The sequence below is a fragment of the Giesbergeria sinuosa genome (genome assembly GCF_042652905.1).
Classification (GTDB): domain Bacteria; phylum Pseudomonadota; class Gammaproteobacteria; order Burkholderiales; family Burkholderiaceae_C; genus Simplicispira; species Simplicispira sinuosa.
This window is the reverse complement of record NZ_JBHSHJ010000005.1, coordinates 30940-56144: the sequence shown is the minus strand read 5'-3', so window position 1 is coordinate 56144 and position 25205 is coordinate 30940. Positions and strand designations below refer to the sequence as shown.

The window sequence follows — 25205 nt, the reverse complement described above, 5'->3', positions numbered from 1 at the left end:
GCAGCCTACCTCCCGCCAAAGATGCGCTTGAAGAAGCTGGGCTTTTGCGCATCGGTAAAACGCATGGGCTTGTCTTCGCCCAAGAAGCGTGCTACCGCATCATGGTATGCCTCGGCCACATCAGTGCCCTTGAGGTGAATGGCGGGCAGGCCTTGATTGGAGGCTTGCAACACCTCTTCGGACTCAGGCACCACCCCAATCAGCGGAATGCGCAAAATGTCTTGGATGTCGGTGATAGACAGCATGTGACCATCTTCGACCCGATTGGGATCGTGGCGGGTGATAAGCAGATGTTCTTTGACCGCTTCGCCACCGTCGATGGCCCGTTGCGTTTTGCTGCCCAACATGCCCAAAATGCGGTCGGAGTCGCGCACTGAGGAGACTTCGGGGTTGGTCACTACCAAGGCCTCGTCGGCAAAGTGCATGGCCATCAGGGCGCCGGTTTCGATACCGGCTGGAGAATCGCAGACGATATAGGCAAATCCCATTTCGGCCAAACCCTGGAGCACTTTACCTACGCCTTCCAAGGTCAGTGCGTCTTTGTCGCGGGTTTGCGAGGCCGCCAAGATAAACAAGTTATCGCAGTTTTTGTCTTTGATCAGTGCTTGGCTGAGGTTGGCTTCGCCTTGGATGACGTTGATCAGGTCATAAACCACGCGGCGTTCACAGCCCATGATGAGGTCAAGGTTGCGCAGCCCCACATCAAAGTCGATCACGGCTGTTTTGTGACCGCGCAGCGCGAGACCGGAAGAAAATGCGGCGCTGGTGGTGGTTTTTCCCACGCCCCCCTTGCCTGAGGTCACGACAACGATTTTGGCCATGGATTGAAATTCCTGTGCAATAGGTAAGATTCGGATGTGGGTTCAAGCCAGCGGGCAGACGCTCAGAGCGGTTCGATCAGCAGCTTTTCGCCATCGAGCCGCACTTGGGCGGGTTTGCCCACGACTTCGGCAGCAATGGCTACTTCGGTGGTGCGGTAAATGCCCGCAATCGAGATCAACTGGGGGTCCATACAGGTGGTGAAGATGCGCGCGCCGGTGTCGCCCCTGGCGCCAGCAATGGCACGCCCACGCAAAGGTGCATACACATGGATGTTGCCGTCGGCAATCACTTCGGCACCAAAGCTGACCATTGCCAGCACCACCAGATCAGCGCCCCGCGCATAGACTTGCTGCCCCGAACGCAGGGGTTTGTCTACCACCACGGCTGGCACCCTGGGTGCAGGCCGCACCACTTCTACTTCATGCACTACCTCGTGAATGATTTCGCGCACCTCCGGTGGTGCTGGCGGGCGAGCGGGCGGGGCATCGGAGGCTGCCACCAAGCCCACACTGTGGGCGGCTGCCATCTGTGCGGTGCTGCCACCACGCACTGCCACCGGCACCGTGCGGTGCTGGTGCAGCAGGTGGGCCAGTGCTGCAAAGTCAATGGGTTTGGGCTCGTCACGCACACCGGTCAGGTCGATCAGTACCGGGTCGTTGTCGAAGAAGTCTGGGTCGTCGGCCAGGCGCTGGGCCAACTCGGCGGCCAGCACCCCGACATCGGTGCTCTTGAGCATCACCGCCGCTACGGGCAGCGAGGCGCTCTTGAGGTCAAAGCTGGAGCGATTCTGTACCGCAGTGTCAATGGCCATGGGCGAGAGGGGTTGAAAAGGAGCGATCAGGGGCGCGCTTCCATAAGCAGCGGAGTGTACCGCGCGCGCTTATGGGATGCACCTGTCTTGTGCATCCAGCGTGGCACAACAACGTAGGGATTGCGCTGTAAAAGAGGGGGAGATCCGGTTTTCTACGCATATCAATTGGCCCCACAATGCACTGACCCGGCCCCGTGGCACTGTTACTGCCCTTGGGCCAGGCCTTTTTCTCCATCCAGAAAGATCGACCGAATGATTGCACTGAACCACACCCATGATCCCGCCGCCCGCAGCTGGCTGGCTTCGGCCAACGTGCCCGGCTGTGATTTTCCGATCCAGAATCTGCCGATTGCCGTCTTTCGCCATTTCCGCGAGAACGAAGCCTTCCGTGGAGGCATTGCCATTGGCGACCAAGTGATTGATTTGGCACGGGTCGTGGTGGTCGGTTGTCTGGAGGGCCGGGCTGCCGAGGCGGCACTGGCTGGTGCCTACCACAACCTCAATGTGCTCATGGGTTTGGGGCCAGATGCTTGGCAGGCACTGCGTCATGGGCTGTTTGCGCTGCTGCAGGAGGGGGCCGAAGGCCCCAAGGTGGATGCGCTGCGCACCTGCCTGATCCCCCAAGTGGCGGTGGAATACAACGTGCCCGCCCAGATTGGCGATTACACGGATTTTTACACTTCAGTGCACCATTCGGCCAACATTGGCAAGATTTTGCGTGGCGATAACGGCACCGATCCCGTGCTGCCCAATTTCCGCTGGATTCCCGTGGGCTACCACGGTCGTGTCTCCAGCATTGGCGTTAGTGGTCAAGAATTCCGCCGTCCCTTGGGCCAGTCCCTGCCTGCCGGTGCCACCGAGCCCGTCTTTGGCCCTTGCAAGCGTCTGGACTATGAATTGGAGTTGGGCATTTATGTGGGCCCTGGCAATGATCTGGGCAATGCGATCCGTTTGGCCGATGCTGAAGCGCATATCTTTGGTATTTGCCTGCTCAACGACTGGTCGGCCCGCGATATTCAGGCTTGGGAATACATGCCCTTGGGCCCGTTCTTGTCCAAAAATTTCGCTACCACCGTATCGCCCTGGATTGTGTCGATGGAAGCCTTGGCCCCTTATCGCCAAGCGTGGGTGCGCCCCGAGACCGACCCCCAACCCCTGCCCTATCTGAACGATGCCAGCAACAACGCCGCTGGTGCGCTGGATATTCAACTCGAAGTGGCTATCGACACCCCCCAGCGCCGTGCCGCAGGGGCCAACCCCGTGCGGGTATCGCAAACCAGCTTCCGCCACCAGTACTGGACGGCGGCGCAAATGCTGGCCCACCATACCGTGGGTGGTTGCAACCTGCAGCCCGGCGACTTGCTGGGGACTGGCACGATCTCTGGCCCCACCCCTGCCGAGGCCGGTGCCTTGATCGAGCTGACCAAAGGGGGCCGTGAGCCTATCACCCTGAGCGGCCCTGGCGCTCCAGATGAGCAGCGCAGCTTTCTGGAAGATGGCGATACCGTCATCATCCGTGGCTGGTGTGAAAAACCCGGTGCTGCCCGCATCGGTTTTGGTGAATGCCGTGGCACAGTGCTGCCCGCCCGCGACAACACCTGAACACAGCGGCGCTAGAGCGGCGCCTTGGCCCCTTTAGTTTGCGACCACCAGGGACGGCTATGCCGTCCCTTTTTTTGGGGGGCTCACGGCCCTAGGCCGGCTCTATACTGGGTCGCGCACCTGTGGTGTGCGTCTTTGTTGATTGGTTTTTTAGGAAGGAACTTCCCGATGTCCGGTTCTGCTTTCCATGCCCTCAAAACCCTGGCCTTGGCATTGGCCGTTTTCTCTACTGGGTTGGCCCATGCTGCTGGCGGTCATGGCCCGCACTGGAGTTACCACGGTGACCACGAAGGGCCAGCCCGCTGGGCCGAATTGGACACCACCTTCGAGACCTGCGCCAAAGGCCGCAACCAAAGCCCGGTAGACATCAGCACTACCGTCAAGGCTGAGTTGCCTGCTTTGCAGTTCCACTACGGCCAGTCTGAACCCACCATTGTCAACAATGGACACACTGTGCAGGTCAATGTAGCGGCAGGTAGCCAGCTCAAGGTGGGCGAGCAAACCTACGAGCTATTGCAGTTTCACTTCCATACCCCCAGCGAGGAAACCATCCAGGGCAAGCACCTGCCTATGGTGGCGCACTTTGTCCACAAAAATGCCACTGGGCAATTGGGCGTGGTAGCGGTGTTGTTCCAGTCCAGCCCGACACCCAAGAACGCTACTTACGCACCAGTGTTTGACCACCTGCCCCGTCCCGGCGAGAAGATCACTGTAGATGGACTGGTGCTCGATTTGGCTCATCTGTTGCCTGCTGAACGGGGCTACTACGCCTTTGAAGGCTCCTTGACGACGCCACCCTGCTCCGAGTCGGTGCAATGGATGGTGCTGAAAAAACCGGTGGCGCTGGGGCACGAGCAGATCAAGGCGTTCCGGCGCTTGTTCAACGCCAATGCCCGTCCGGTGCAGCCGCTCAATGGCCGGATCATCAAAGAGTCACTTTGAGTCGTCAGTAGAAACCCTGTCAGTAGAAACCCTTAGTTTTTGCTGAGTCGGCGCTAGAATCCGCAGCTTTGACCCCTGCGGAGCTTTTCTATGTCTTTGGCCGATCGGGTTCGTTACCCAGACTTTCTCCAGCGCACCATGACTGCCGAACAGGCAGCCGCCCTGATTCCTGCCGGTGCCAATGTGGGCATGAGTGGTTTTACCGGCGCGGGCTACCCCAAGGCGGTGCCGCTGGCGCTGGCGGCACGTATCGAGAACGAACACGCCCAAGGCCATCCGTTCCGTATCAGTGTGTGGACGGGGGCTTCCACGGCCCCCGAGTTGGATGGGGCATTGGCCAAGGTCAATGGCATCGAGATGCGCCTGCCCTTTCAGTCCGACCCGATTTGCCGCAACAAAATCAACAGCGGCGAGATGCAGTTCAGCGACATGCACCTGTCGCACGTAGCGCAACACGCTTGGTTTGGCTTTTTGGGCCATCTGGATGTGGCCGTGGTAGAGGTGGCGGGGGTGCTGCCCGATGGCCGTTTGATTCCATCCACCGCAGTCGGTAACAACAAAACCTGGCTGGATTTGGCCGATAAGGTGATTTTGGAAGTGAATACCCAAGTGCCGGAGAAGATGGACGGCATGCACGATATTTACTACGGCACGGCGGTGCCGCCGCACCGCAAACCTATCCCCATGACGCACCCGCACGAGCGCATTGGCGAGCCGTATTTGCACGTCGATCCGGCCAAGGTGGTGGCAGTGGTGCATACCCACCAAGGCGACCGCGACACCCGCTTTGCCACGCCGGATGAGGTATCGCAAAAAATCGCTAGCTACATCATCGACTTTTTGCAGTTTGAGGTGAAGCAAGGCCGCCTGCCTGCCCATTTGTTGCCGCTGCAATCGGGGGTGGGTAACGTGGCCAATGCGGTGCTGGCTGGGCTACTGGATGGCCCGTTTGAGCAACTGACCGGCTACACCGAAGTGCTGCAAGATGGCATGTTGGATTTGTTGCGTGCGGGCAAGATGGTGTCGGCCTCGGCCACCGCCATTTCTCTCAGCCGCACCGCCTTGGCTGATTTTCAGCAAAACATCGATTTTTACCGCGAGCGCATCTTGCTGCGTCCGCAAGAAATCAGCAACCACCCCGAACTGGTGCGCCGCTTGGGCATCATCGCCATGAATGCCATGATTGAGGCCGACATCTATGGCAACGTGAACTCCACCCACATCATGGGTTCGGGCATGATGAATGGCATTGGCGGTTCGGGCGACTTTGCGCGCAATGCTTACCTGTCGTTCTTTGTCACGCCTTCGGTGGCTAAAGATGGTGCCATCTCCTGCATTGTGCCAATGGCTTCGCACGTAGACCACACCGAGCATGATGTGCAAATCATCGTCACGGAACAAGGCTTGGCCGATTTGCGCGGCTTATCGCCCACGCAGCGCGCCCAACGCATCATTGACCACTGCGCCCACCCGGACTTCCGCCCGGCATTGCACGACTACTTGGCCCGCGCCAAGAAGGGGGCTGCTGGTCAACACACGCCGCATTTATTGGACGAGGCGCTGTCGTGGCACAGCCGCTATGTGAAGACTGGCAGTATGAAGGGATAAAAAACAAAAAATCAATTCAAAAGCAGAGCACTATTCAGTGGTGCGTCAGCGCCGCCGATGCCAAGCGAGGGTCTCGGCGCTGCTGCTGCCGAATGAAGCGTGCCAATTCTTTGTCCAGCCGGTGGATATGGATGGACAACCAGTCGCGCAGCAACCAAGACAGTTGCGCTGCTACCGTGATGGCACCGGCTTGGTAGCGCACCCGCAGGCTTTCCAGATCGGCCATGAAACGCTGGTGGCCCTGCCGGTGTTCGGCCAAATGCGGATAGCCCCAAGCCTCCATTTGTTGCTCTTCGTGGTGGATATGGCTACGGGTGTCGCGAATGATGGCCTCCAACAAGGGCCCTACCACTTCGTGACCGCGTCCTTGGCTGGTGGCCGTGTGCAAGGTGTTGACCTGCTCCACCAGCAACTGATGGTCTTGATCAATCAGACCATTGTCGATCGCCATGTCATTGCCCCATTGGAAATAAGCCATTTGCATTCTCCCGTTGGTATGCACCATCTGCATGAAAAGCGTCAGTCTGGTGCTGAAACTGATAGTGGCTTTTTACGCCTGTTCTGTGACAGAGGGAAGAAGAAAATAGGCATATCTCTATCAGGGAAAACGATAAGATAGCTTCTATCTTGCATGAATCAATAGACTGATGCTATTGATTTAATAGTATTTGTTGATCGAATTGGGCAGAGCATCGGTACTTTGCTGCTGGTCTATCGCACGCTCTGGCGCTAAGGTAGCAAGGTCTATTGCTTGCCCTTGTTGTCTGCCATGACTGCTCCATCCCCCCGCATTCCTGCCCAAAAGAAAACCACCCACAAAATTCATGCCGAAGTCGCTTTGCACGACCACACCCGTTGTCGAGGCTTTATCCACTTGCAGGCCAATCAGCGTTTGCAAGATCTGCTCAACGATCGGCGCGGCTTTATTCCACTGGAGATGAGTGCCGACGGTGGCGAGCTGATTCTTATTTCCAAGCGTTTCATCGTTTATATCCACGAAACCAATGTTGATTTTTCGGACTTCAAGATTTCTGATTAATCCACGCTAGCCACCTGCGGGCCATAAGGCCCGTGCTGATGGGGTCTCTGTAGAACCCAGCAGAGAGCAGCAGGCACCAAAGCTGGCCCCCAATGCCTCTAAGGCGGATATATGGCCTCTCTGGCAGGTCGTCTAAGTGCATGGAGGGTTGAAAGTGGGAAAATCAGCCCCCTTTACTTTCGCCCCCAGCGCAGAACAGCCCATGCTTTATCCCCAAGAATTCGATGTCATCGTCGTTGGTGGCGGCCACGCCGGAACCGAGGCGGCACTGGCCGCTGCCCGCATGGGTTGCCAGACTTTGCTGCTGACCCACAACATCGAGACCTTGGGCCAAATGAGCTGTAACCCCAGCATTGGCGGCATTGGCAAGGGCCATCTGGTCAAAGAGGTGGATGCGCTGGGTGGTGCGATGGCCTTGGCCACCGATGAGGGCGGCATTCAGTTCCGCATCCTGAACAGCAGCAAAGGCCCGGCAGTGCGTGCCACACGGGCGCAAGCCGACCGCATTCTCTACAAGGCGGCCATCCGCCGGATGTTAGAAAACCAGCCCAATCTGTGGCTGTTTCAGCAGGCGGTAGATGATTTGATGGTGGAGGGTGAGCGTGTGGTGGGGGCGGTGACGCAAATAGGCGTGCGCTTTCGCAGCCGCACGGTGGTGCTGACGGCAGGTACTTTTTTAGATGGCAAAGTGCATGTGGGCCTGAACCACTATGCCGCAGGCCGTGCCGGAGACCCGCCCGCCATCAGCCTCTCAGCCCGCCTGAAAGAGTTGCAACTGCCACAGGCCCGCCTGAAAACCGGCACACCGCCACGCATTGATGGCCGCACGATTGATTTTGCCCAATGCACCGAGCAGCCCGGCGATGGTATGCCCGGCGGTGTCAATGAAGGGACAGTGCCGGTGTTCAGCTTTATGGGCAAGGCCGCCATGCACCCGCAGCAAATGTCGTGCTGGATTACGCACACCAACGAGCGCACACACGAGATCATTCGTAGTGGCTTTGACCGCAGCCCCATGTTCACCGGCAAGATTGAAGGCGTGGGGCCGCGCTACTGCCCGAGCGTGGAAGACAAAATCAACCGCTTTGCCGATAAAGACAGCCACCAAATCTTTTTAGAGCCAGAGGGCTTAACCACGCACGAGTTTTACCCCAACGGCATCAGCACCAGTTTGCCGTTTGACATCCAATTGGCGTTGGTACGCAGCATGAAGGGGCTAGAGAACGCCCACATCTTGCGCCCCGGCTATGCGATTGAATACGACTACTTTGACCCACGCTCGCTCAAAAGCAATTTTGAAACCCGGCAGATTCAAGGCCTGTTCTTTGCTGGGCAAATCAACGGCACCACCGGCTACGAAGAAGCCGCTGCCCAAGGGCTGTTTGCAGGCCTGAATGCGGCGCTGCAATGCCGGGGCCAAGCCCCTTGGCTGCCCCGGCGTGATGAAGCCTATTTGGGCGTGCTGGTGGATGACCTGATTACCAAAGGCGTGACCGAGCCCTACCGCATGTTCACCAGCCGGGCTGAGTTTCGCCTGCAACTGCGCGAAGACAATGCCGACATGCGCCTGACCGAGCAGGGCCGCCAGATGGGCTTGGTGGATGATGCGCGTTGGGATGCCTTCAGCCGCAAGCGCGATGCGGTGGCGCGTGAAACAGAACGCCTCAAGGCCACTTGGGTCAATCCGCGCATCCTGCCTGCTGCCGAATCCGAGCGTGTGTTGGGCAAAGCGATTGAGCATGAATACAACCTGTTTGAGCTGCTGCGCCGCCCTAACGTTGCTTATGCGGCGCTGATGCAAATGGATGGCGGCAAATACGCCAGCAACGATGTTTCACGTGAAACATTGGGCGATGCCACCGATGCGGTACTAGAGCAGGTAGAAATTGCGGCCAAATACGCGGGCTACATCGACCGGCAAAAAGATGAAGTACAACGCGCCGCCCATTACGAAAGCCTGCGCCTGCCGCCCGAGCTGGACTATATGCAGGTTTCGGCCTTGAGCATGGAGGCCCGGCAGAAACTACAAAAGCACCGCCCCGAAACCTTGGGGCAGGCCTCGCGCATCTCGGGCATCACACCGGCCACGGTCTCACTGCTGCTGGTGCATCTGAAAAAGGGTGGCTTCAAAGGCTTTGTCAGCAGCACCACCCCGGAGGCGGTATGAGCACCATGGATTTGGAAGCGCCACTGCGCCAAGGCATACAGGCACTGGGCTTGCATTTGAGTGATGTGCAGGTGCAGCAGTTGCTCGACTTTATGGCGCTGCTACAAAAGTGGAACAAGGTTTACAACCTCACAGCAGTACGCAACCCGGCTGAAATGCTCACCCACCATTTGCTCGATAGCTTGGCTGCGGTAGCTCCTTTGCAGCGGCATCTGGCGACTTTGGCTGCGGCGGGGCATACCGCCCCGCGCCTGTTGGACGTGGGTTCTGGCGGTGGTTTGCCGGGCGTGGTGTTTGCTATTTGCTGCCCGGCGCTGGATGTGAGCTGCGTCGATACTGTGGCTAAGAAGGCTGCCTTTATCCAGCAAGCCGCGGTGGCACTCAAGCTGCCCAATCTGCACGGCATCCATGCACGGGTGGAGTCGCTCTCTGGCCCGTTTGATGTGGTCAGTTGCCGCGCCTTTGCTTCGCTGCCCGACTTCACCGCTTGGTCGCGTACTGCCTTGGGGCCGCAAAGTGTCTGGCTGGCGATGAAGGGCAAACATCCGCAAGAAGAAATGGACGCTCTGCCGGCTCAGGTGCAAGTGTTTCACGTGGAACCTCTCACCGTACCGGGGCTGGATGCCGATCGTTGTATCGTCTGGCTGCGTTTGGCGGCCACCACCACAGCCTAAACGCGATATGGCTGGGATTGCCGACTACGGCGCTTTTGTGCTCGCCATCATCGTGTTCTTGGCTATTCCGGGGCCGGGCAATTTGGCCTTGATTACTGCCACGGGCAAAGGCGGTGTCCGTGCTGGGTTGGCCACCACGCTGGGCGTGATGGCAGCCGACCAAGTGCTGATGTGGTTGGCAGTGGCTGGGGTGGCTGCACTGTTGGCCACCTACCCCACCGCTTTTCAGGCGGTGCAGTGGCTGGGGGCGGCTTATTTGGCATGGCTGGGCTGGAAAATGCTCACCGCCCCACCGGGCGCACCCCCGGTGCTGGTGATGCAACCACGCCATTACTTTCGCCAAGGGGCGCTGATCACGTTGCTCAACCCCAAAGCCATTGTGTTTTATATGGCCTTCTTCCCATTGTTTGTGGACCCAACCCACCATCAGGGCGTGCTCACCTTTGGCATCATGGCACTCACGATTGCGCTGCTCACGCTGGCCTATGCGTTGATTGTGGTACTGCTCACCCACCATTTGGCCGCTCGGCTGCGGGCTAATCCGCTGATTGGCCGTGTGCTGGAAAAAACCGCTGGGATGCTGCTCATCGGTTTTGGTTTCAAACTCGCTTTCTCAAGGTAAACCGCCATGTCCCATATTTTTTGTGTTGCCAACCAAAAGGGTGGCGTGGGCAAGACCACCACCACCGTCAATTTGGCTGCGGGCTTGGCCCGGCAGGGCCAACGGGTGTTGTTGGTCGATTTAGACCCTCAAGGCAATGCCACGATGGGTTCGGGGGTGGACAAGCGTGAACTGCCACTGTCGGTGTATGACGTGTTGATGGGCGAGGCCAGCGTGGCCGAGGCCGCCGTGGTTGCCCCGGCCTGTGGCTACCAAGTGCTAGGAGCCAACCGTGAATTGGCCGGTGCCGAGATCGAACTGGTCTCATTACCTCAGCGCGACCGGCGCCTCAAGGCTGCACTGGCACAGGCCGCCGCCGATTACGATTTTGTGCTGGTGGATTGCCCCCCCTCGCTGTCTATCCTGACGCTCAATGGCCTGTGCGCAGCCCACGGTGTGGTGGTACCCATGCAGTGCGAATACTTTGCCCTAGAGGGCGTGACCGACCTGCTGCACACCATTACCCAAGTGCGGGCCAACCTCAACCCCGATTTGCAAATCATTGGCTTGCTGCGCGTGATGTTCGACCCACGCACCACCTTGCAACAGCAGGTCAGCGAGCAATTGCAGGCCCATTTTGGCGACAAGGTGTTCCAGACGGTGATTCCGCGCAATGTGCGCTTGGCCGAGGCCCCCAGCCACGGCCTGCCCGGTGTGGTGTTTGATCCAGCGGCCAAAGGCAGTCAAGCCTTTGTTGATTTTGCCCGCGAAATGATGGCTCGGGTGGGCGTGGTTGTTCCAGCTAAGGGTAAGGCCCGCAAACCGATGGCCAAAAAAGCGGCGGCCTCTGTAGCCCGTCCCGGACGCTGATATATGCTCGTTACCCGAATCAAACTCAAGAACTGGCGCAACTTTCAGGCCGTTGACGTGCCCTTGCGTGAAATATCGTACTTGCTGGGGCCAAACGCATCAGGTAAATCTAATTTACTGGACGCACTGCGTTTTTTACGTGATGTGAGTAAAGCCAAAGGGGGGGGCTTGCAAACGGCGGTGGCAGAGCGTGGTGGGATCACCAAACTGCGCTGTCTACACGCCCGACGCGACCCAGAAGTCCGGATTGAAATCACGCTGGCTACCTCCGCTGATGCAGAGGTGGCATGGCGGTATGTTCTGGGTTTTAAACCCGAGGGTAGAGGCGCGCAACGCATCTTGATCTCTGATGAGCAGGTTTGGCAAGGCAGCACTTGCCTGTTTACTCGGCCAGACCAAGAGGATAAGGCCGACCCCATGCTGCTGACCCAAACCCGTTTGGAGCAAATCGCGGCCAATGGCAAGTTCCGTGAGCTTTCTGAGTTTTTCGGTACTATCACCTACCTGCATCTGGTACCGCAGCTGCTCAAGTTTGCTGAAAAAATCGGTGGGCAACGTTTGGAAGAGGATCCTTTTGGTCAAGGTTTTTTGGAGCGTATCGCCAAAACACCTGAAAAGACCAGAACCAATCGCCTCGGAAAAATCAGTCAGGCCCTGAAGCTGGCCGTGCCCCAATTTAAAGAATTACGTTTTTCCAAAGATGACTTGGGGCACCCGCATCTAGAGGCACTCTATGCGCACCATCGCCCCAAGGCAGGCTGGCAATCGGAGGAGCATTTCTCTGATGGCACTTTGCGCTTGCTGGGGTTGCTGTGGGCTTTGTTGGACGGTTCGTCACTGCTTTTGCTGGAGGAGCCAGAAATTTCCCTCAACGATGCCATCGTCAAAGAAATCCCTTTGATCCTGCAACGCTTGCAACGCGACAAAAAAGTAAAGCGACAAATCATCCTCAGTACCCACAGCGAAGCCTTACTCAGCAACCCTGGGATTGATGGACGCGGGGTGGTGTTGCTGGAATCAGGCCCGCAAGGAAGCACAGCACGTGCCTTGTTGGCAGATGAAGCGCAGATGTTGGAAGCTGGCTTGTCTGTGGCCGAAGTAGTCTTGCCCAAAACGCGCCCGGCACAGGTTAATCAACTGGGCTTGTGGCAATGACGCAGATAGCACTGGCCACTGAGGATATGTTGAGCGAAGCCGTAGGGCTGCAATTGCTTAGAGAAATCAACCTGTCCCCGCCAGATATTCAGTGTTTGCGCAAAGATGGTTTTGGCTATTTGCAATCGAAGATGTCCAACTGGAAAGCCTTAGCAAAAATCAAGCCGGTTTTGTTGATTACAGATCTGGATCAGGTGGCCTGCCCCAGTGAGATGTGTGAGGCTTGGCTGGGCACCACCCCCACACCGTCGGATCTCTTGCTGCGCATTGCTGTGCGTGAAGTGGAGTCTTGGGTGTTAGCAGACCACGACGCTATGCGCCAACTGATGGGCCCCAAAGGCAAGTTACCTATCCATCCGGATGAGTTGCCAGATCCCAAAAGTCATTTGCTGCAACTGGCTAAGCAGGCCAGTAGAGAGGTTCGGCAAGATTTGGTCAAAGAAAAAGGGGCCGTAGCCAGTCAAGGGATTGGTTACAACACACGGCTGGGAAGCATGGTGGCATCTTGTTGGAGCCCCGAACGTGCAGCCTCCCGTTCCCCTAGTCTGGCCCGTACTCGTCTGCGTCTACGCGAGTTGGCTGCGCGCCGTTTTTGGATAGAAGCATCACTGTGAGCATACTCCCCCGCATCCTCACCCTGCCCGGCTGGCAGAACTCCGGCCCCGACCATTGGCAAAGCCGTTGGGAGCACCTGCACGGCTACGAGCGCCTAGAGCAACACGATTGGCAGCGCCCCCTGCGCGGCGACTGGAGCGCCCGATTGCAAGAAGTGGTGGTCGATAGCCCCGGCCCGGTGCTGTTGGTGGCGCACAGCTTGGCTTGTATCTTGGTGGCTTGGTGGGCAGCCCATTCGCCCGATGCCTGCAAGGTACAAGGCGCTTTGTTGGTGGCCCCACCAGACGTGGAGCGCACCGACCTGCGCCAGCCGTTGCCCGGTTGGGCGCCCATCGCCCGCCAGCCTTTGCCCTTCCCTGCCGTGTTGGTCGCCAGCCGCAACGATCCCTATGGCAGCAGCACCCACGCACAGGCATTGGCCGATGCCTGGGGTGCAGGGTATATCGATGTGGGCGAGCGCGGCCACCTCAATGCCGAGTCTGGCTTAGGTGACTGGCCCGAAGGGCTGGCCCTGCTGCACACTCTTATCGCAACGAAAGACAAAGCCTGATGGCAACCAAAAAACCTAAGGGCTTGGGGCGCGGCCTCGAAGCTTTGCTTGGCCCTACCGCTCCTAGCCACCCCGCCTTGAGCAGCACGGCGGAACAAACCCCATCCACATTGCCCCTGACGGAGCTGATACCTGGGCAGTACCAGCCGCGCACGCGCATGGATGAGGGCGCACTGTACGAACTGGCTGAAAGCATACGCGCACAAGGCATCATGCAGCCCATTTTGGTGCGCCGCTTGGGTACTGGCCCGCACGCCGGGTGCCATGAAATCATTGCCGGGGAGCGCCGCTTCCGTGCGGCCAAACTGGCTGGGCTCGACACGGTACCTGTGCTGGTGCGCGATGTGCCCGATGAGGCTGCCGCGGCGATGGCGTTGATCGAAAACATCCAACGCGAAGACCTCAACCCGCTGGAAGAAGCCCAAGGTCTGCAACGCTTAGTGCGCGAGTTTGGCCTCACGCATGAGCAAGCTGCACAGGCTGTGGGCCGTTCGCGCAGCACGGCCAGCAATTTGCTGCGCCTGTTGCAATTGGCCGTGCCAGTGCAAACCATGCTGATGGCGGGTGATTTGGACATGGGCCACGCCCGTGCCTTATTGGCGCTGGACAAAGCCACACAAATCACGGCAGCACAACAAATTGCCGCCAAAAAGCTTTCGGTGCGTGAGGCGGAAGCCTTGGGTAAAAAGCTGGCGGCAAGTGCTGGCAAGACCAGCCCAACAGCCAACATCCGCACCAAACCACGCGATCTGCTGCGCCTAGAAGAAGAACTGTCCGACCTGTTGATGGCTGCCGTAGAAGTGCGTGTCAAAAAGCGTGTACGCCGTGCGGGGCAGTTAGACGATGTGGGAGAGCTGGTAATCCAGTTTGGCTCCACCGAAGCCCTCAATGGCCTGATTGACCGACTGCGCACGGCCTGACCATGTTTCACGTGGAACATTGCCACAGCCACCGGGCCTGCCCATGATTCGTTTACCTTGGCCCTTGCCTGCGGTGCTGGCGTGGTCTTCGGGCTGGCTGTTGTTGCTGTTGCTGCAACGGCTATTGCCGCCGCTGTGGGCACTGGTGCTGGCTACCGTGTGGTGTACGCTGGTCAGCCTGCTGGGCGATAGCTTTTGGCGCAGAGCATTGATTGTGCTGGGCTTTCCGCTCTCACTGGTGCTGACGGGCATGGCGAGTGTGCCGCAATGGGTGTGGCTGCTGCCGTTGGGTTTGTTGTTGGCGGTGTACCCGCTACACGCTTGGCGTGACGCACCACTGTTTCCAACGCCCGCCGATGCCCTCAACGGCTTGCCCGACCATGCTTGGCTGGAGCCGGGCGCGCATGTATTAGACGCTGGTTGTGGCTTGGGCGATGGCCTGCTGGCCCTGCGCCAAGCCTACCCCTTGGCCCACTGGCATGGCTTGGAGTGGAGCCGTCCGCTGCGCTGGCTGTGTGCCCGCCGTTGCCCTTGGGCCGAGGTGCGTCGGGGAGACATTTGGCAAGAGTCTTGGGGGCCGTATGCCTTGGTCTATTTGTTCCAGCGCCCCGAGAGCATGGCGCGTGCTTGGGCCAAAGCCAATGCCGATATGACCCCAGGGGCGTGGTTGGTCAGTTTGGAGTTTACCGTGCCCGACGTGACCCCATTCACCCACTACACCTTAGATGGTGAACGCACTGTGTGGATCTATCAAATTGGGCACATGCCCGCTGATCAGTAGTCTTGTGGGCAGGTGGGGCGCTGTGGCATCAAGCAGCACAGCGCCAACGTCTGCACACAGCCCGGTTGGGAGCGTTGCTTGAGCATGGCAGCACAGATGGTGCAGTATCCTGCATTAACTTTCTTGCAGAGTTATTTTGGTGGTTAACTTATAGCCATAATTACGCACAGCCTTGATGGGGTTGGCAATGCTCAGGCCATCAGATATTTTGGTTCGCAAACGACTGATAATGACAGGCAGATTGTCCCGTGACAAATGTGTTTTGTGTTGCGAGTCAAGGTGATGCAGGAGTATTTCTGTATCTATACATTGTTTGGGAGCCAAGGCCAGTTCGTATAGTAAATTGGCTTCAGTGAGCGTTAAACCAATCGGGGTTTCCATCGAAAATCCGAGTGTTAATTTTGACATATTGAGCTGTAGATTGTTGTGTGTCCACTGCTTAATGCGTCGAGTTAAATTGATCACTACCGCCTCTAATTCGCCAATATTTGTTGGTTTGGTGAGGTAAACATCGGCACCACTTTGGTAGCCTGCAATTTTATCCATGGGAAGCACACGGGCTGTTAATAATACAATTCCTATATCAGGAATGCCAATGCGTAATCTTTGGGCAATGCTCAAGCCATCTTCGCCAGGTAGATTTAAATCAACAATAACGATATTGGCTGGATGTTGATGTAATGCTATATCAAGATTCTCACCGCAATCAACTCCGCGCACATTCCATTCGGGGCGAGTTAAAAATGCAACCAACTCGTCGCGTACGATGTCATGGTCTTCTACTACAATAATATGTACTTTTGAGTCTATTGGCATGGCAGGCGCAGTTCAAATACTACCTTGTCTTCTTGTGCTCGGTAGCTGGCATCACCGCCATAAAGTCGAGCAATACTTTTAACTAAAAACAAACCTAATCCAGAGCCTGTTCGTTGGTGTGCTGCTTGTGCCCGGTAATACTTGGTAAACACCCGGTCTGGATCGGGCCAGCCCACTTTACCCACACTATTGTATATAGCAATCAAAAATTGTGATACAGGGTGGGGTTGTTCTCGTAATTTTACTTGAATGATAGAGTCTGCAGGGGAATAAGCAAGGGCATTATCAATCAGGTTCATGACCATGATTTTCAGTAGGTCTATCTCCACCTGTGCAGATAGATTTTCTGGCAATTCAATCTGAATTCGATGACATAGTCGATGCTCTTGAACCCATTGTGATAAGAGTATCACCACATCGTGTGGGGTTTTCTGAGGCAGCCAATCGCCCTGATCCAGTCTGTCTGCATGGCGGCAACGCTCTAACACAGCATTCATGCCATCCACAGATTCATAAATGTTATTGATGCGAATCAGTTGATCTTTCGGTTGCATGACACGACCACTCATCAATGTTTGTGTGGCAAGACGAATAGAGGCCAATGGATTTTTCAATTCATGCAACAACATGCTCATGAAGCTTGCACTTTCCGCACGGCGCTGTTGCTCCCATAATAATTGCGCTTGTGTTTGCTCAATTTCTTCATGCAATTGAATTTGATTACGCAATTCTAAATAGTCCCGTCTGGTGAGTGTTAAGTATTGCATGATTGAAGCAAATAAATTGAGTGCGATCACTGGATACAAATGCAGCTGGCTCATGGGAGCCCATCCCATGACGGGTAACATCACATATAACAGATAAAGCAGCAAGAAGCTGTAGTTAAAACGAATTAAATAACGAATTATTTTATCTTGAACTTTTATTTTGTAGCTGGCTATAAAGCTTAGTGCTATTAAAAGTAGCACCATTGTTGAGTTCAACTCCATCGCTTGCTGCACGCTATCATTGGCTATTTGCCAAAATAAGAATGGCGTTATAAAAGATAGGCAACCAATGAATATATTATTGATGCGTGGCCCTTGAAATACTGTAAAAAACCTATATGAATAAATAGAGCTGATGAGAAAATGCGAAACTAAAACAATCGATGTACTTTTGTTTGCCAGAGAGGGGTTGTCTGGCAAAGCAAATTTTGCATGAAACCCCATAAACGCAGCGGCCATGACAAGCGTTGTTATTTGAAAGATTCCGTTCAATCCCCATAAATGATCTTTGGTAATGGAAAATCGCTCTAATGAGAGTAATATAAGCACAAACAGGATGCCAACATAAACGCCGCTGCCCAGCATCAATAAGCTATCAAATTGTTCTGCTTCTGTGGTGGGCTGTACGGTCACAAACAAAGCCGTCGTGCTACTGGTTTGGAGGCGCACATATATTGTTGTAGGTTTGTCAGCAGAAGGTTCTATAGAAAAACTGAAGTTTAAATCATGTCGTTCGCGTTGATTAAAGGCAAAAGCATCTCCTTGTTGGCGCATCAGCCACTCTCCTGAGGCTTCAGAAGTATTTTTTGTGCGGCTGTATAAGCGTACGTCATCTAAATAAGCAGGGCGCACTACCACTAACAATTGTGCTAAGGCACTGGAATCTACAACGAGGCGTAACCAAGTAACCGATTCGGTGTAGCCTCGCGATAATACGACAGGTGCTGGTTTGAATTCTAGGGTTTGAACATCTTCAATAGTCAATGTTCCGGTGGGATCTACTAAAAAAGATCGTTCAATTACAAAATCTTTTGCAAAAACTGGTATTTGTAATGATATTAAAAATATAAAAATAATATATAATTTATGGCGCATTTTTAATATATTTATATATCTGCGGACGGCCCCTGTCTCCTGCCGTTGCTTTTGGGGGCTCGCCTGTGTGTCTGGCCGGGGCTGTGCAGCGTTGCGCTCGGTGCCGTTACTGGGCCGATAGAACGCCTGGATGCGCTCTTGCTTGTCCCTTCGCCATACCGGCCTTGGTTGGGCACAATCTTTCGATTGTAGCGGCCTGTTTGTAACAAAATGTATATAAAACAATCGCTCTGCCAAATTGAAATGTTGATTCTTTTTTCAAAAGAATCAACAAGTTACGAGTAAATTCGGCATCGTTGAGTGAGAACGGTTGCTTTTTCACTGCAATAAAAAGCAATGTTTTTCAAGGGTGTTTGTGTAACTTGCGTGTCTATGAGTTTGACTACCCCATTCCAACCTTACCCCCATACCCGCAAGGTGGCTGGTGTGCTGGCGTTCATCTGCACGGTTGTCTGCATTGGCATGGCTTCCAGCGCAGTCATGGAGCGGGCTACAACCCAGACGGAACAGTTGGTGATGCTGGCTACGGCGGTGGCACTGGTGCTCGGCAGCCACCTGCTCCCTGCATTAAGCCGACGCAATGTGGTGACCAAGGTGCTTTTTGTTGTGTGTATCGTGGCAACGGTCTACAACCAAGCCCATTTTTTTGCCAAGGCAACGTATCGTGCCGGTGAGCATCGGGCCAAGTCGGTCGCTGTGACGGGTCACACATTGGCACTGCAACAGGAACTAGACTCCATCACTGCCCGACCGTTGGCTAAAGTGGCAGCCGACTTAGCCAAGGCTACTGCACAGGACGCGGCCACCCAATCGGCACTGGCCCGTTGCCAAGTCAAAAACCCTGATAAATGCACTACGGCACAGGTATTGGCGGTTGGTACGGCGGCCAAGGTGCAGGCGTTACAAGTGGAAAACACCCAAGCCCATCATGCCGCTGATCTTCGCCGTCAGTTGGCTAACGCTGCGGCTGCGCATGATGCGGCACAGGTGTTGCGTGCGGCAGACCCAGTCGATGTTCAACTCGCTGCAATCACGGGATTGAGCGTAGAACACATAGGCACAATCGCAGCCGTACTGCAAAGTTTGCTCTTGGAATTGTTGGGTGCGGCATTGTGGACGGTGGCGCTGTCTGCTCCAGCAGCGGTGGCAGTCACTGCCCCAGCAGCAGAAAAGAGAGAAAGAAACACGACGTCGGTGAAAATTGCAGTGATCGGCAAAAGTAGCGTTGCTACTTCGTGAAAAACAGGGCGCCTTGCTTTTTTCTGAAAAATCATCCTCTTGGGCACGCATTTCTTTTTTGTAGTTGAGCTGCTACCGATAAATTTTCAGTGTTTTGTCAGCCAAGCAAAAACTGTGGCCCCCAATTTTTATTCGGATCAAATGGCTGGCCGCAGAACACGGGTAAAGGGCGGCAAACCCGCTAGTAAACGTTTGCCGTAGCTGGTTTGCGTCAGGCGCCGGTCGTAACAATAGACATGGGCCTGATCTTCTTCGCTGCGGATGGCCCGCCCAGCCCATTGGGCCAGCCGCATGGCGGTGGCGGGCACCACCAGTTCATTGAACGGGTCACGTTCTACGGTGCGCAACCATTCGGCACGGGCTTGGCCCACGGGGTCATCAGGGGGGGCAAAAGGCAACTTGGGGATAAACACGGATTCACACAAGCGCCCTGGCAAGTCCAGTCCCTCGCCAAAAGATTGCATTCCAAAGATGATTGATGCTTGCCCATCGGCCACCCGTTCGCGGTGGCGTTGCAACAATTGGGGGCGTGGCAGGGTGTTTTGCACCAATACCTGTGCTGCCAAAGTGGGTGGGAGTGCCTCTACCGCTTGGCGCATTTGTTCGCGCGAGGTAAAGAGCACCAAGGCACCATAGGGCACTTGGGCCAGATCCTGCAACAGAGCCGTCACCATTTCGGGGGTAAATTGGTCTGCATTTTTGGGATCAGCGTGGGTGGCCACAGCCACTAGCGTACCTTGGCGCGCATAGTCAAAGGGGCTGGGCACTTCTAGTGCCGTAGCGGCCTCGTCGGCATCCAGACCCGATTCGCGCAGGAAAAAATCAAACTGGCCGCAGCTGGTCAGGGTGGCCGAGGTGAGTATGGCTCCGCGCACCTGCTGCCAGAGCTTGTGGCGTAGTGTGGCACCGGGCAACAGTGGGCTGGCATGGGCTTGCAGGGCAATGTATTCCCCATCCATTGTCAGGGTGAACCATTTGGCATGGGGCACGGCCAGCGTATGGGGCGTGGCTGGGGGCTGTTGTAGCAGCAACTGGGTAGTGTCATGCACCGTTTGCAAGCGGGGCACCAACATGCCAATTTGGGCATAGTGGGTAGATAGGCGTTTGGCCTCGTCGGGATGCTCACGAATCTGTGCGCGCAGTGCCTTGGCAATGATGCTCAAACAATGGATAAAGCCCAGAGCTTGCTGGGCCAGTTGCTGCAGCGGCAACAGTAGCACCTCTGGTAGCACGCCACCGGGTAAGCGCACCCGCATGGGCATCTTGTGCTCGGGCCAGCGTTTGCGCCCCGTTGCGTCAGCGGGGGGGCGTAAGGCATCGCCATACAAATCCATCACTAAACGTGCCACATCTTGCAGGCTTTGGCGCAACTGTGAGGCATAGCCGGGGATATCGGCAATTTCAGCCAACTCCATCAGCGTACCGATGCGCGTGGCCCGCTGCGCCAGACGGTCAATCCAGAGCAGGCGGCTCAAATCCATACTGCAAGCAAACTGCTCTAAGGCTGTGGCAGGCAGGTGGTGTGCTTCGTCCAGCACCAGCAGGCAGTTGTCTAGCTCGGGCAACACCCGTCCGCCCAAGGTGGACAACAACAGATCATGGTTGACCACAATCACCTGCGCGGCCACCAGTTCCTTGCGCTTATCAAAGTAGCTGCACTGGCTAAACATGGGGCAATGCTTACCCGTGCAGGAGCCTGCCTCGGCAGCCACGGGGGCCCACAACTCGGGTGCGGGTGGTGTGTCCAGGGTGTCACGGTCTCCATCCCAAGTCTTGGCAGCCAGGCTTTGCGCCAGACTGGTGTAGTAGCGCAGGCGAGCCTCGGTTTCATGGGCGGGGCGGGTGGCACGGGCCGCCGTTTCTTCTTCGTAAAACAGGTCGTCCTCTTCGGGGAGTGCTGGCCCACCGCCAGCCAACTGTGCCAGTTTGAGCTGGCACACATAGCGTCCACGCCCCTTGGCCAGTGCAAACCGAAACGGCTGTGGCATTTGCGCCATCAGAGCGGGCAGGTCTTTATGGATCAATTGCTCTTGCAGTGCCACAGTGGCCGTGGAGATCAGTACCCGTGTGTTGCGTGCCAGTGCGATGGCAATGGCGGGGGCGCAATAGGCCAGCGATTTGCCCACCCCTGTTCCGGCTTGAATGATGGCAATGGCCCGCACCGGCGCTGCTCCTTCTGGCTCTGGACTGCCCAAGGTTGCTACGCTCAAAGTTTGAGCCACCTGCTCTGCCATGCGCCGCTGGCCGGGCCGGCTGCGCAAGCCCGTCTCTGATTGCACCACCTGATCGAAAGCTTGCAGCGCGGCGTCTGCCCATTCTGTAGAAGACATAAGGCAAGTGTGGCACAGAGGATGGGTACGGCGGGCTGGCACGCGTCTCGGTCATGCACAATCCGCCGTATGCGCATGAACGATACCCACCACACCACTGACCGTAGTGTTGGAGCTGTCTTCTTGGTGTTTTTGCGGCTTGGGCTGAGCTGTTTTGGCGGCCCGATTGCCCACCTCGGGTATTTTCGTGAGGAGTTTGTGGTGCGCCGCCAATGGTTGAGCGAGCGCAGTTATGCCGATTTGGTGGCCTTGTGCCAGTTCTTGCCTGGGCCAGCCAGTAGCCAAGTGGGTATGGCACTGGGGCTATTACGCGCTGGTTATGCAGGGGCGTTGGCGGCTTGGGCAGGTTTTACGCTGCCATCGGCTGTCGTCCTCATCTTGTGGGCCTTGGGGATTAGCCAGTATGGTGAGAGCATGCCTACGGGGGTGCTGCATGGCTTGAATGTGGTGGCGGTGGCTGTCGTGGCACAGGCTGTTTGGGGCATGGCCCGCCATCTTTGTCCAGATGTGCCGCGTATTACGCTGATGGCATTGAGCACTTGCACGGTGTTGGTGCTGCCATCTGCCTGGGGGCAAGTGGGCATCATCTTGGTGGGTGCCGTTGTAGGTCTGCTGCTGTTCAAACCGGTGCAGGAGCTGCCACACGATCCACTGCCTATCACCATCAGGCGCCAGACGGGCCTGTTTTGGTTGCTGCTGTTTTTGGTGTTGTTGGTCGGTTTGCCACTGCTGACCGCACTGTTTCCGCATCCGGTGCTGGCGATGGTTGATGCGTTCTACCGTGCTGGGTCTTTGGTGTTTGGTGGTGGGCATGTGGTGCTGCCGTTGTTGCAGGCCGAAGTGGTGCCCAATGGCTGGATCAGTGAGGCGGCTTTTTTGGCAGGGTATGGGGCGGCCCAAGCAGTGCCTGGCCCCTTATTTACTTTTGCTGCTTTTCTGGGGGCCTCCATGCACCAAGCACCCTCGGGTTGGCTGGGCGGCTGGATTGGCCTGTTGAGCATTTTTACCCCCTCGTTTCTGCTGCTGGCGGGAGCCTTGCCGTTTTGGGAACAGCTGCGCCGCCAGCCTCGTACACAGGCGGCACTGTCTGGTATCAATGCCGCCGTGGTGGGCCTGTTGCTCGCTGCCCTGTACCAACCTGTATGGACACATGCCATCTATACGGCGCAGGACTTTGCTTTGGCTTTGCTGGCATGGGTCGCACTCCTGTTTTGGAAAGTAGCCCCCTGGCTGGTGGTGCTGGGCTGTGGCGTGGCTGGCTGGTGCTTGGCCGGTTAAAAAATGTGACTGTGTTGAAAAAATGCTGCACTGCAACATTTTTCCCTTGCAATTTGGCTAAACCGCCTTACCATAAGAGTCATGTTGCGCCGCAACATTTTTCTTCCAGGCTGGGCTTGGGGTGGCGCACGAAACCTGATAGGAGTTTTCACATGCAAACCATCAACGCCCAAACCTTCACTGACGCTGGCAAAAACGCTGCCGCTGATTTTGCTGCTGCTGCCACCACCACCTTTGCTGGTTTTGAAAAGCTGGCTGAGTTGAACCTGGCTACTGCCAAGTCGGTGCTCAACGGTACGCTCAATTCGTTGCAAGCCGTGGCTGCTGCCAAGACCCCTGAAGAAGTGCTGTCGGCCCAGACCAATTTGGTCAAGCCTTTGGCCGAAAAGGCCACTGCCTATGGCCGCAGCGTGTACGAAATTGCTTCGGAAACCAGCTCGGAATTGACCAAGGCATCGAAAGAAAAGATGGCCGAAGCGCAAAAGACTTTCAACACGTCGCTGGAGTCGATGACCAAGAACGCTCCCGCTGGCAGCGAAGCCTTTGTGGCCGCGTTCAAGAACGCTGCTGCTACAGGTCAACAAGTGCTGGATTCGGCCCAAGCCGCTGCCAAGCAAGCCGTGGCCCAAGCCGAAGCCCACGTCACTGATGTGGTAGCCAAGACTGTCAAGAGCACTGCCAAGGCCTAATCCGCTTCGGTATCGGCCCTACATGCCATCCGTGGCCTGCTTTGCAGGTGCCGGATGGCGTTTTTTATGGCTGTGCGGTCACTGCGCGCACCACAGCCCGGCCCAGCGCCCGACAAACCCGAATCTTGCGCGCTAGCGGCCACCAGTCGTACAGAAAAATCTGTAAAGGCCGCCACAGTGCCACCCAGCCCAGAATGGTCAGACCCTCGCGGGCTACCGTAAAGTGTGTGTCTGGAATGATTTGCTTGCTGGCATCGGCAGCCAGCAGGCACACCGTTAAAAAGCTGATACCAATGAGCAAGCTGGTGCGGCCCTCGCGCAGCAGCCGGTGCAGTTCGCCCCGCACCAGTTCAGCCTTGTAGCTGAAGTAGTTGTGAATCGCCTCGGTGATCAAAGCGGCCGGATCACCTTCGGTGGGCCAATGCTGCAAATGCACGGTGATATGCAAATGGCTGTCGGAGGGCAGACCCTGCGCCCAGGTTTCAATAAAGACTTCGGCCTCGCGGTCGAGGTCTTTATTCAAAAAGGGAGAAGGGTCTAGGGAGTTGAATAATTGCCCCAGCTCGCGCACACGCAGTTGCAGGTGGTGGATGGGGCGTTTTTTCATCACCCTTGCGAGGACGCTGCCGCATCAGAAGGGCAAAAAGGACGTGACACGCAAGCCGACAACATGGTTGCGCTTGGCACCATTCCAGCCACCATCTTTGGCCAGCAGTGCATTGCCGTTGCTTTGGTATTTGTCATACGTTACGCCCACCACTATTTGGGGATGTACCTTGTAGTTGAGGGTGATTTCACTGACCAAGGTGATGTCACCCTTGGCACCACGCTGGTATGGCAGGTTATTGCTGGCGACCCTGGTGGCGGATTGGGAGCCTAAAGCGTAGAACCTGCCCATATCGTAGCGTATACCTATCAGGTAGTTGCGATCTTCGATTTGTGCATCGCCCTTGGAATAGCCGACGCGACCAAAGCCCGACCAGTGGGGGTTAAAGCGGTAACTGGCTGTAGCAATGACAGCGTCTACCTTGGGGGCTTTGTGGCCTGGCCCAGGCCAGACGGCATCTTTGTCGTAAAAACGAAAAGCATCTGTATGGTTGAAGGTCAACTGGTAGTGTTGTTGCTGATGCCGAAAATTGAGCTCCAACACATAGGCCAAATCCCCATGCACCAGATTGCGTGCGGCATGGATGGTTTCACGATCACCAAACGCATCCCCGACGATACCGGTGAATGACAGGCCATGGCTGTAGTTCTGTTGCACTACCAAGGCCCATGACGGAAACGGTGGTGCCACCACCCGAGTGGCGGCGTTGCCGTAATCGTTGCCATGCACCAAGTCGCCGCTAAAGAGGGGATTAGAGAGATACCAGTTGGCGGTATCAATCTTGCCCAGCATGACCATCGTGCCATTTTGGCGGTGCGTGATTGCCAATTCTTGCAGACCAGACTTGTCATCTACGCTCCTACGGTGAACACCGATGGTCTCGACCGTGTTGACACCAAAGCCCATGGGGTTGGTGAGCGAGTAGGCGCTGCCACCGCCCAGGGTGCGATTGTCGCTATAAGCGCCGTGAAACATCCAATCACCGTGTTTCAACCGCAGCACCAAAAAGTTGAGTAAACGCCCCCCGGTATTGGTGACGAGAGGTGGGCGAAATGGGCTGGGCCGGTTGCGCAGCGCCTCTTCGGTGCTTTTTTGCAAAGTCACATGGTTGATGAACAAACCACTCCAGCCCGCAGGGGGCTCCTTGGGGGGCTCTTGGGCCTGAACGGAAGCTCCACAAGCGCACAGGCTCGACACCATGAGGCGCAATAGTTGGGTGGTGTGCAT

At 56.4% G+C, this 25205-nt stretch carries 24 protein-coding genes; 16 read left to right on the top strand and 8 right to left on the bottom strand.

Annotated features, from left to right (window positions below):
* Positions 1–5 precede the first annotated feature (5 nt).
* Both minD and minC read right to left on the bottom strand, forming a co-directional pair.
* A complete protein-coding gene (gene minD / locus ACFO6X_RS08195; RefSeq protein ID WP_382431889.1) occupies positions 6–821 on the bottom strand; it encodes a septum site-determining protein MinD in 816 nt (271 codons plus the stop codon).
* Positions 822–883: 62 nt separating this feature from the next.
* Complete coding sequence (minC, locus tag ACFO6X_RS08190) at positions 884–1633, bottom strand: septum site-determining protein MinC (protein ID WP_382431887.1); 750 nt, start codon at positions 1631–1633, stop codon at positions 884–886.
* A 252-nt stretch (positions 1634–1885) separates the two neighbouring features.
* Between minC and fahA the strand changes: the two genes are divergently transcribed.
* From fahA to ACFO6X_RS08175, 3 genes are all read left to right on the top strand, one after another.
* Positions 1886–3235 (top strand): fumarylacetoacetase, encoded by a 1350-nt coding sequence (gene fahA / locus ACFO6X_RS08185; RefSeq protein ID WP_382431885.1) that lies wholly within the window; start codon positions 1886–1888, stop codon positions 3233–3235.
* A gap of 168 nt (positions 3236–3403) precedes the next feature.
* The gene (locus ACFO6X_RS08180) at positions 3404–4177 is read left to right on the top strand and encodes a carbonic anhydrase (RefSeq protein WP_382431883.1); all 774 of its coding nucleotides are present in this window, start codon (positions 3404–3406) and stop codon (positions 4175–4177) included.
* A gap of 90 nt (positions 4178–4267) precedes the next feature.
* A complete protein-coding gene (locus tag ACFO6X_RS08175) occupies positions 4268–5785 on the top strand; it encodes an acetyl-CoA hydrolase/transferase family protein (RefSeq protein ID WP_382431881.1) in 1518 nt (505 codons plus the stop codon).
* 34 nt (positions 5786–5819) lie between these two features.
* Here ACFO6X_RS08175 and ACFO6X_RS08170 read toward each other — a convergent pair whose 3' ends face one another.
* Entirely contained in the window at positions 5820–6263 is a 444-nt protein-coding gene (locus ACFO6X_RS08170) for a bacteriohemerythrin (RefSeq protein ID WP_382431879.1), read from the bottom strand.
* A 291-nt stretch (positions 6264–6554) separates the two neighbouring features.
* Here ACFO6X_RS08170 and ACFO6X_RS08165 point away from each other — a divergent pair, with 291 nt between their 5' ends.
* The 10 genes from ACFO6X_RS08165 (at position 6555) to ACFO6X_RS08120 (ending at position 15157) form a co-directional block, all read left to right on the top strand.
* Complete coding sequence (locus ACFO6X_RS08165) at positions 6555–6824, top strand: DUF6812 domain-containing protein (protein ID WP_382431877.1); 270 nt, start codon at positions 6555–6557, stop codon at positions 6822–6824.
* A 202-nt stretch (positions 6825–7026) separates the two neighbouring features.
* A complete protein-coding gene (mnmG, locus tag ACFO6X_RS08160; RefSeq protein WP_382431875.1) occupies positions 7027–8991 on the top strand; it encodes a tRNA uridine-5-carboxymethylaminomethyl(34) synthesis enzyme MnmG in 1965 nt (654 codons plus the stop codon).
* On the top strand, positions 8988–9665 hold the full coding sequence (rsmG, locus tag ACFO6X_RS08155; RefSeq protein WP_382431873.1) for a 16S rRNA (guanine(527)-N(7))-methyltransferase RsmG: 678 nt from the start codon (positions 8988–8990) through the stop codon (positions 9663–9665). Before mnmG ends, rsmG begins: the two co-directional genes overlap by 4 nt.
* 7 nt (positions 9666–9672) lie before the next feature.
* Positions 9673–10287, top strand: coding sequence for a LysE family translocator (locus tag ACFO6X_RS08150; protein WP_382431871.1), 615 nt, complete (start codon positions 9673–9675; stop codon positions 10285–10287).
* Between the two features lie 6 nt (positions 10288–10293).
* Positions 10294–11136, top strand: coding sequence for a ParA family protein (locus ACFO6X_RS08145; RefSeq protein ID WP_382431869.1), 843 nt, complete (start codon positions 10294–10296; stop codon positions 11134–11136).
* A gap of 3 nt (positions 11137–11139) precedes the next feature.
* A complete protein-coding gene (locus ACFO6X_RS08140) occupies positions 11140–12291 on the top strand; it encodes an AAA family ATPase (protein WP_382431867.1) in 1152 nt (383 codons plus the stop codon).
* Complete coding sequence (locus ACFO6X_RS08135) at positions 12288–12905, top strand: hypothetical protein (RefSeq protein ID WP_382431865.1); 618 nt, start codon at positions 12288–12290, stop codon at positions 12903–12905. The genes ACFO6X_RS08140 and ACFO6X_RS08135 overlap by 4 nt, the downstream gene beginning before the upstream one ends.
* On the top strand, positions 12902–13456 hold the full coding sequence (locus ACFO6X_RS08130) for an RBBP9/YdeN family alpha/beta hydrolase (RefSeq protein ID WP_382431863.1): 555 nt from the start codon (positions 12902–12904) through the stop codon (positions 13454–13456). The genes ACFO6X_RS08135 and ACFO6X_RS08130 overlap by 4 nt, the downstream gene beginning before the upstream one ends.
* Positions 13456–14376, top strand: a complete 921-nt coding sequence (locus tag ACFO6X_RS08125; RefSeq protein ID WP_382431861.1) for a ParB/RepB/Spo0J family partition protein — start codon at positions 13456–13458, stop codon at positions 14374–14376. The genes ACFO6X_RS08130 and ACFO6X_RS08125 overlap by 1 nt, the downstream gene beginning before the upstream one ends.
* Positions 14377–14419: 43 nt before the next feature.
* Positions 14420–15157: a class I SAM-dependent methyltransferase gene (locus tag ACFO6X_RS08120; RefSeq protein WP_382431859.1), complete on the top strand. Its 738-nt coding sequence runs from the start codon at positions 14420–14422 to the stop codon at positions 15155–15157.
* Positions 15158–15271: 114 nt separating this feature from the next.
* On the opposite strand, the gene ACFO6X_RS08115 is transcribed toward ACFO6X_RS08120, so the two are convergent.
* The gene (locus tag ACFO6X_RS08115) at positions 15272–15973 is read right to left on the bottom strand and encodes a response regulator transcription factor (RefSeq protein ID WP_382431857.1); all 702 of its coding nucleotides are present in this window, start codon (positions 15971–15973) and stop codon (positions 15272–15274) included.
* Positions 15964–17835 (bottom strand): sensor histidine kinase, encoded by a 1872-nt coding sequence (locus ACFO6X_RS08110; protein ID WP_382431855.1) that lies wholly within the window; start codon positions 17833–17835, stop codon positions 15964–15966. Before ACFO6X_RS08110 ends, ACFO6X_RS08115 begins: the two co-directional genes overlap by 10 nt.
* Positions 17836–18207: 372 nt before the next feature.
* Here ACFO6X_RS08110 and ACFO6X_RS08105 point away from each other — a divergent pair, with 372 nt between their 5' ends.
* A complete protein-coding gene (locus tag ACFO6X_RS08105) occupies positions 18208–19074 on the top strand; it encodes a hypothetical protein (protein WP_382431853.1) in 867 nt (288 codons plus the stop codon).
* Positions 19075–19211: 137 nt separating this feature from the next.
* Here the strand turns inward: ACFO6X_RS08105 and dinG are convergent, their stop codons facing one another.
* The gene (gene dinG / locus ACFO6X_RS08100) at positions 19212–21404 is read right to left on the bottom strand and encodes an ATP-dependent DNA helicase DinG (RefSeq protein WP_382431851.1); all 2193 of its coding nucleotides are present in this window, start codon (positions 21402–21404) and stop codon (positions 19212–19214) included.
* 75 nt (positions 21405–21479) lie between these two features.
* On the opposite strand from dinG, the gene chrA reads away from it, so the two are divergent.
* A complete protein-coding gene (gene chrA / locus ACFO6X_RS08095; RefSeq protein ID WP_382431849.1) occupies positions 21480–22682 on the top strand; it encodes a chromate efflux transporter in 1203 nt (400 codons plus the stop codon).
* A gap of 152 nt (positions 22683–22834) precedes the next feature.
* Positions 22835–23371: a phasin family protein gene (locus ACFO6X_RS08090; protein WP_382431847.1), complete on the top strand. Its 537-nt coding sequence runs from the start codon at positions 22835–22837 to the stop codon at positions 23369–23371.
* A gap of 64 nt (positions 23372–23435) precedes the next feature.
* Here the strand turns inward: ACFO6X_RS08090 and ACFO6X_RS08085 are convergent, their stop codons facing one another.
* Both ACFO6X_RS08085 and ACFO6X_RS08080 read right to left on the bottom strand, forming a co-directional pair.
* On the bottom strand, positions 23436–23978 hold the full coding sequence (locus tag ACFO6X_RS08085; RefSeq protein WP_382431845.1) for a hypothetical protein: 543 nt from the start codon (positions 23976–23978) through the stop codon (positions 23436–23438).
* A 24-nt stretch (positions 23979–24002) separates the two neighbouring features.
* Positions 24003–25205 carry a hypothetical protein gene (locus tag ACFO6X_RS08080; protein ID WP_382431843.1) on the bottom strand — a complete coding sequence of 401 codons (1203 nt, stop codon included), beginning with the start codon at positions 25203–25205 and terminating at the stop codon, positions 24003–24005.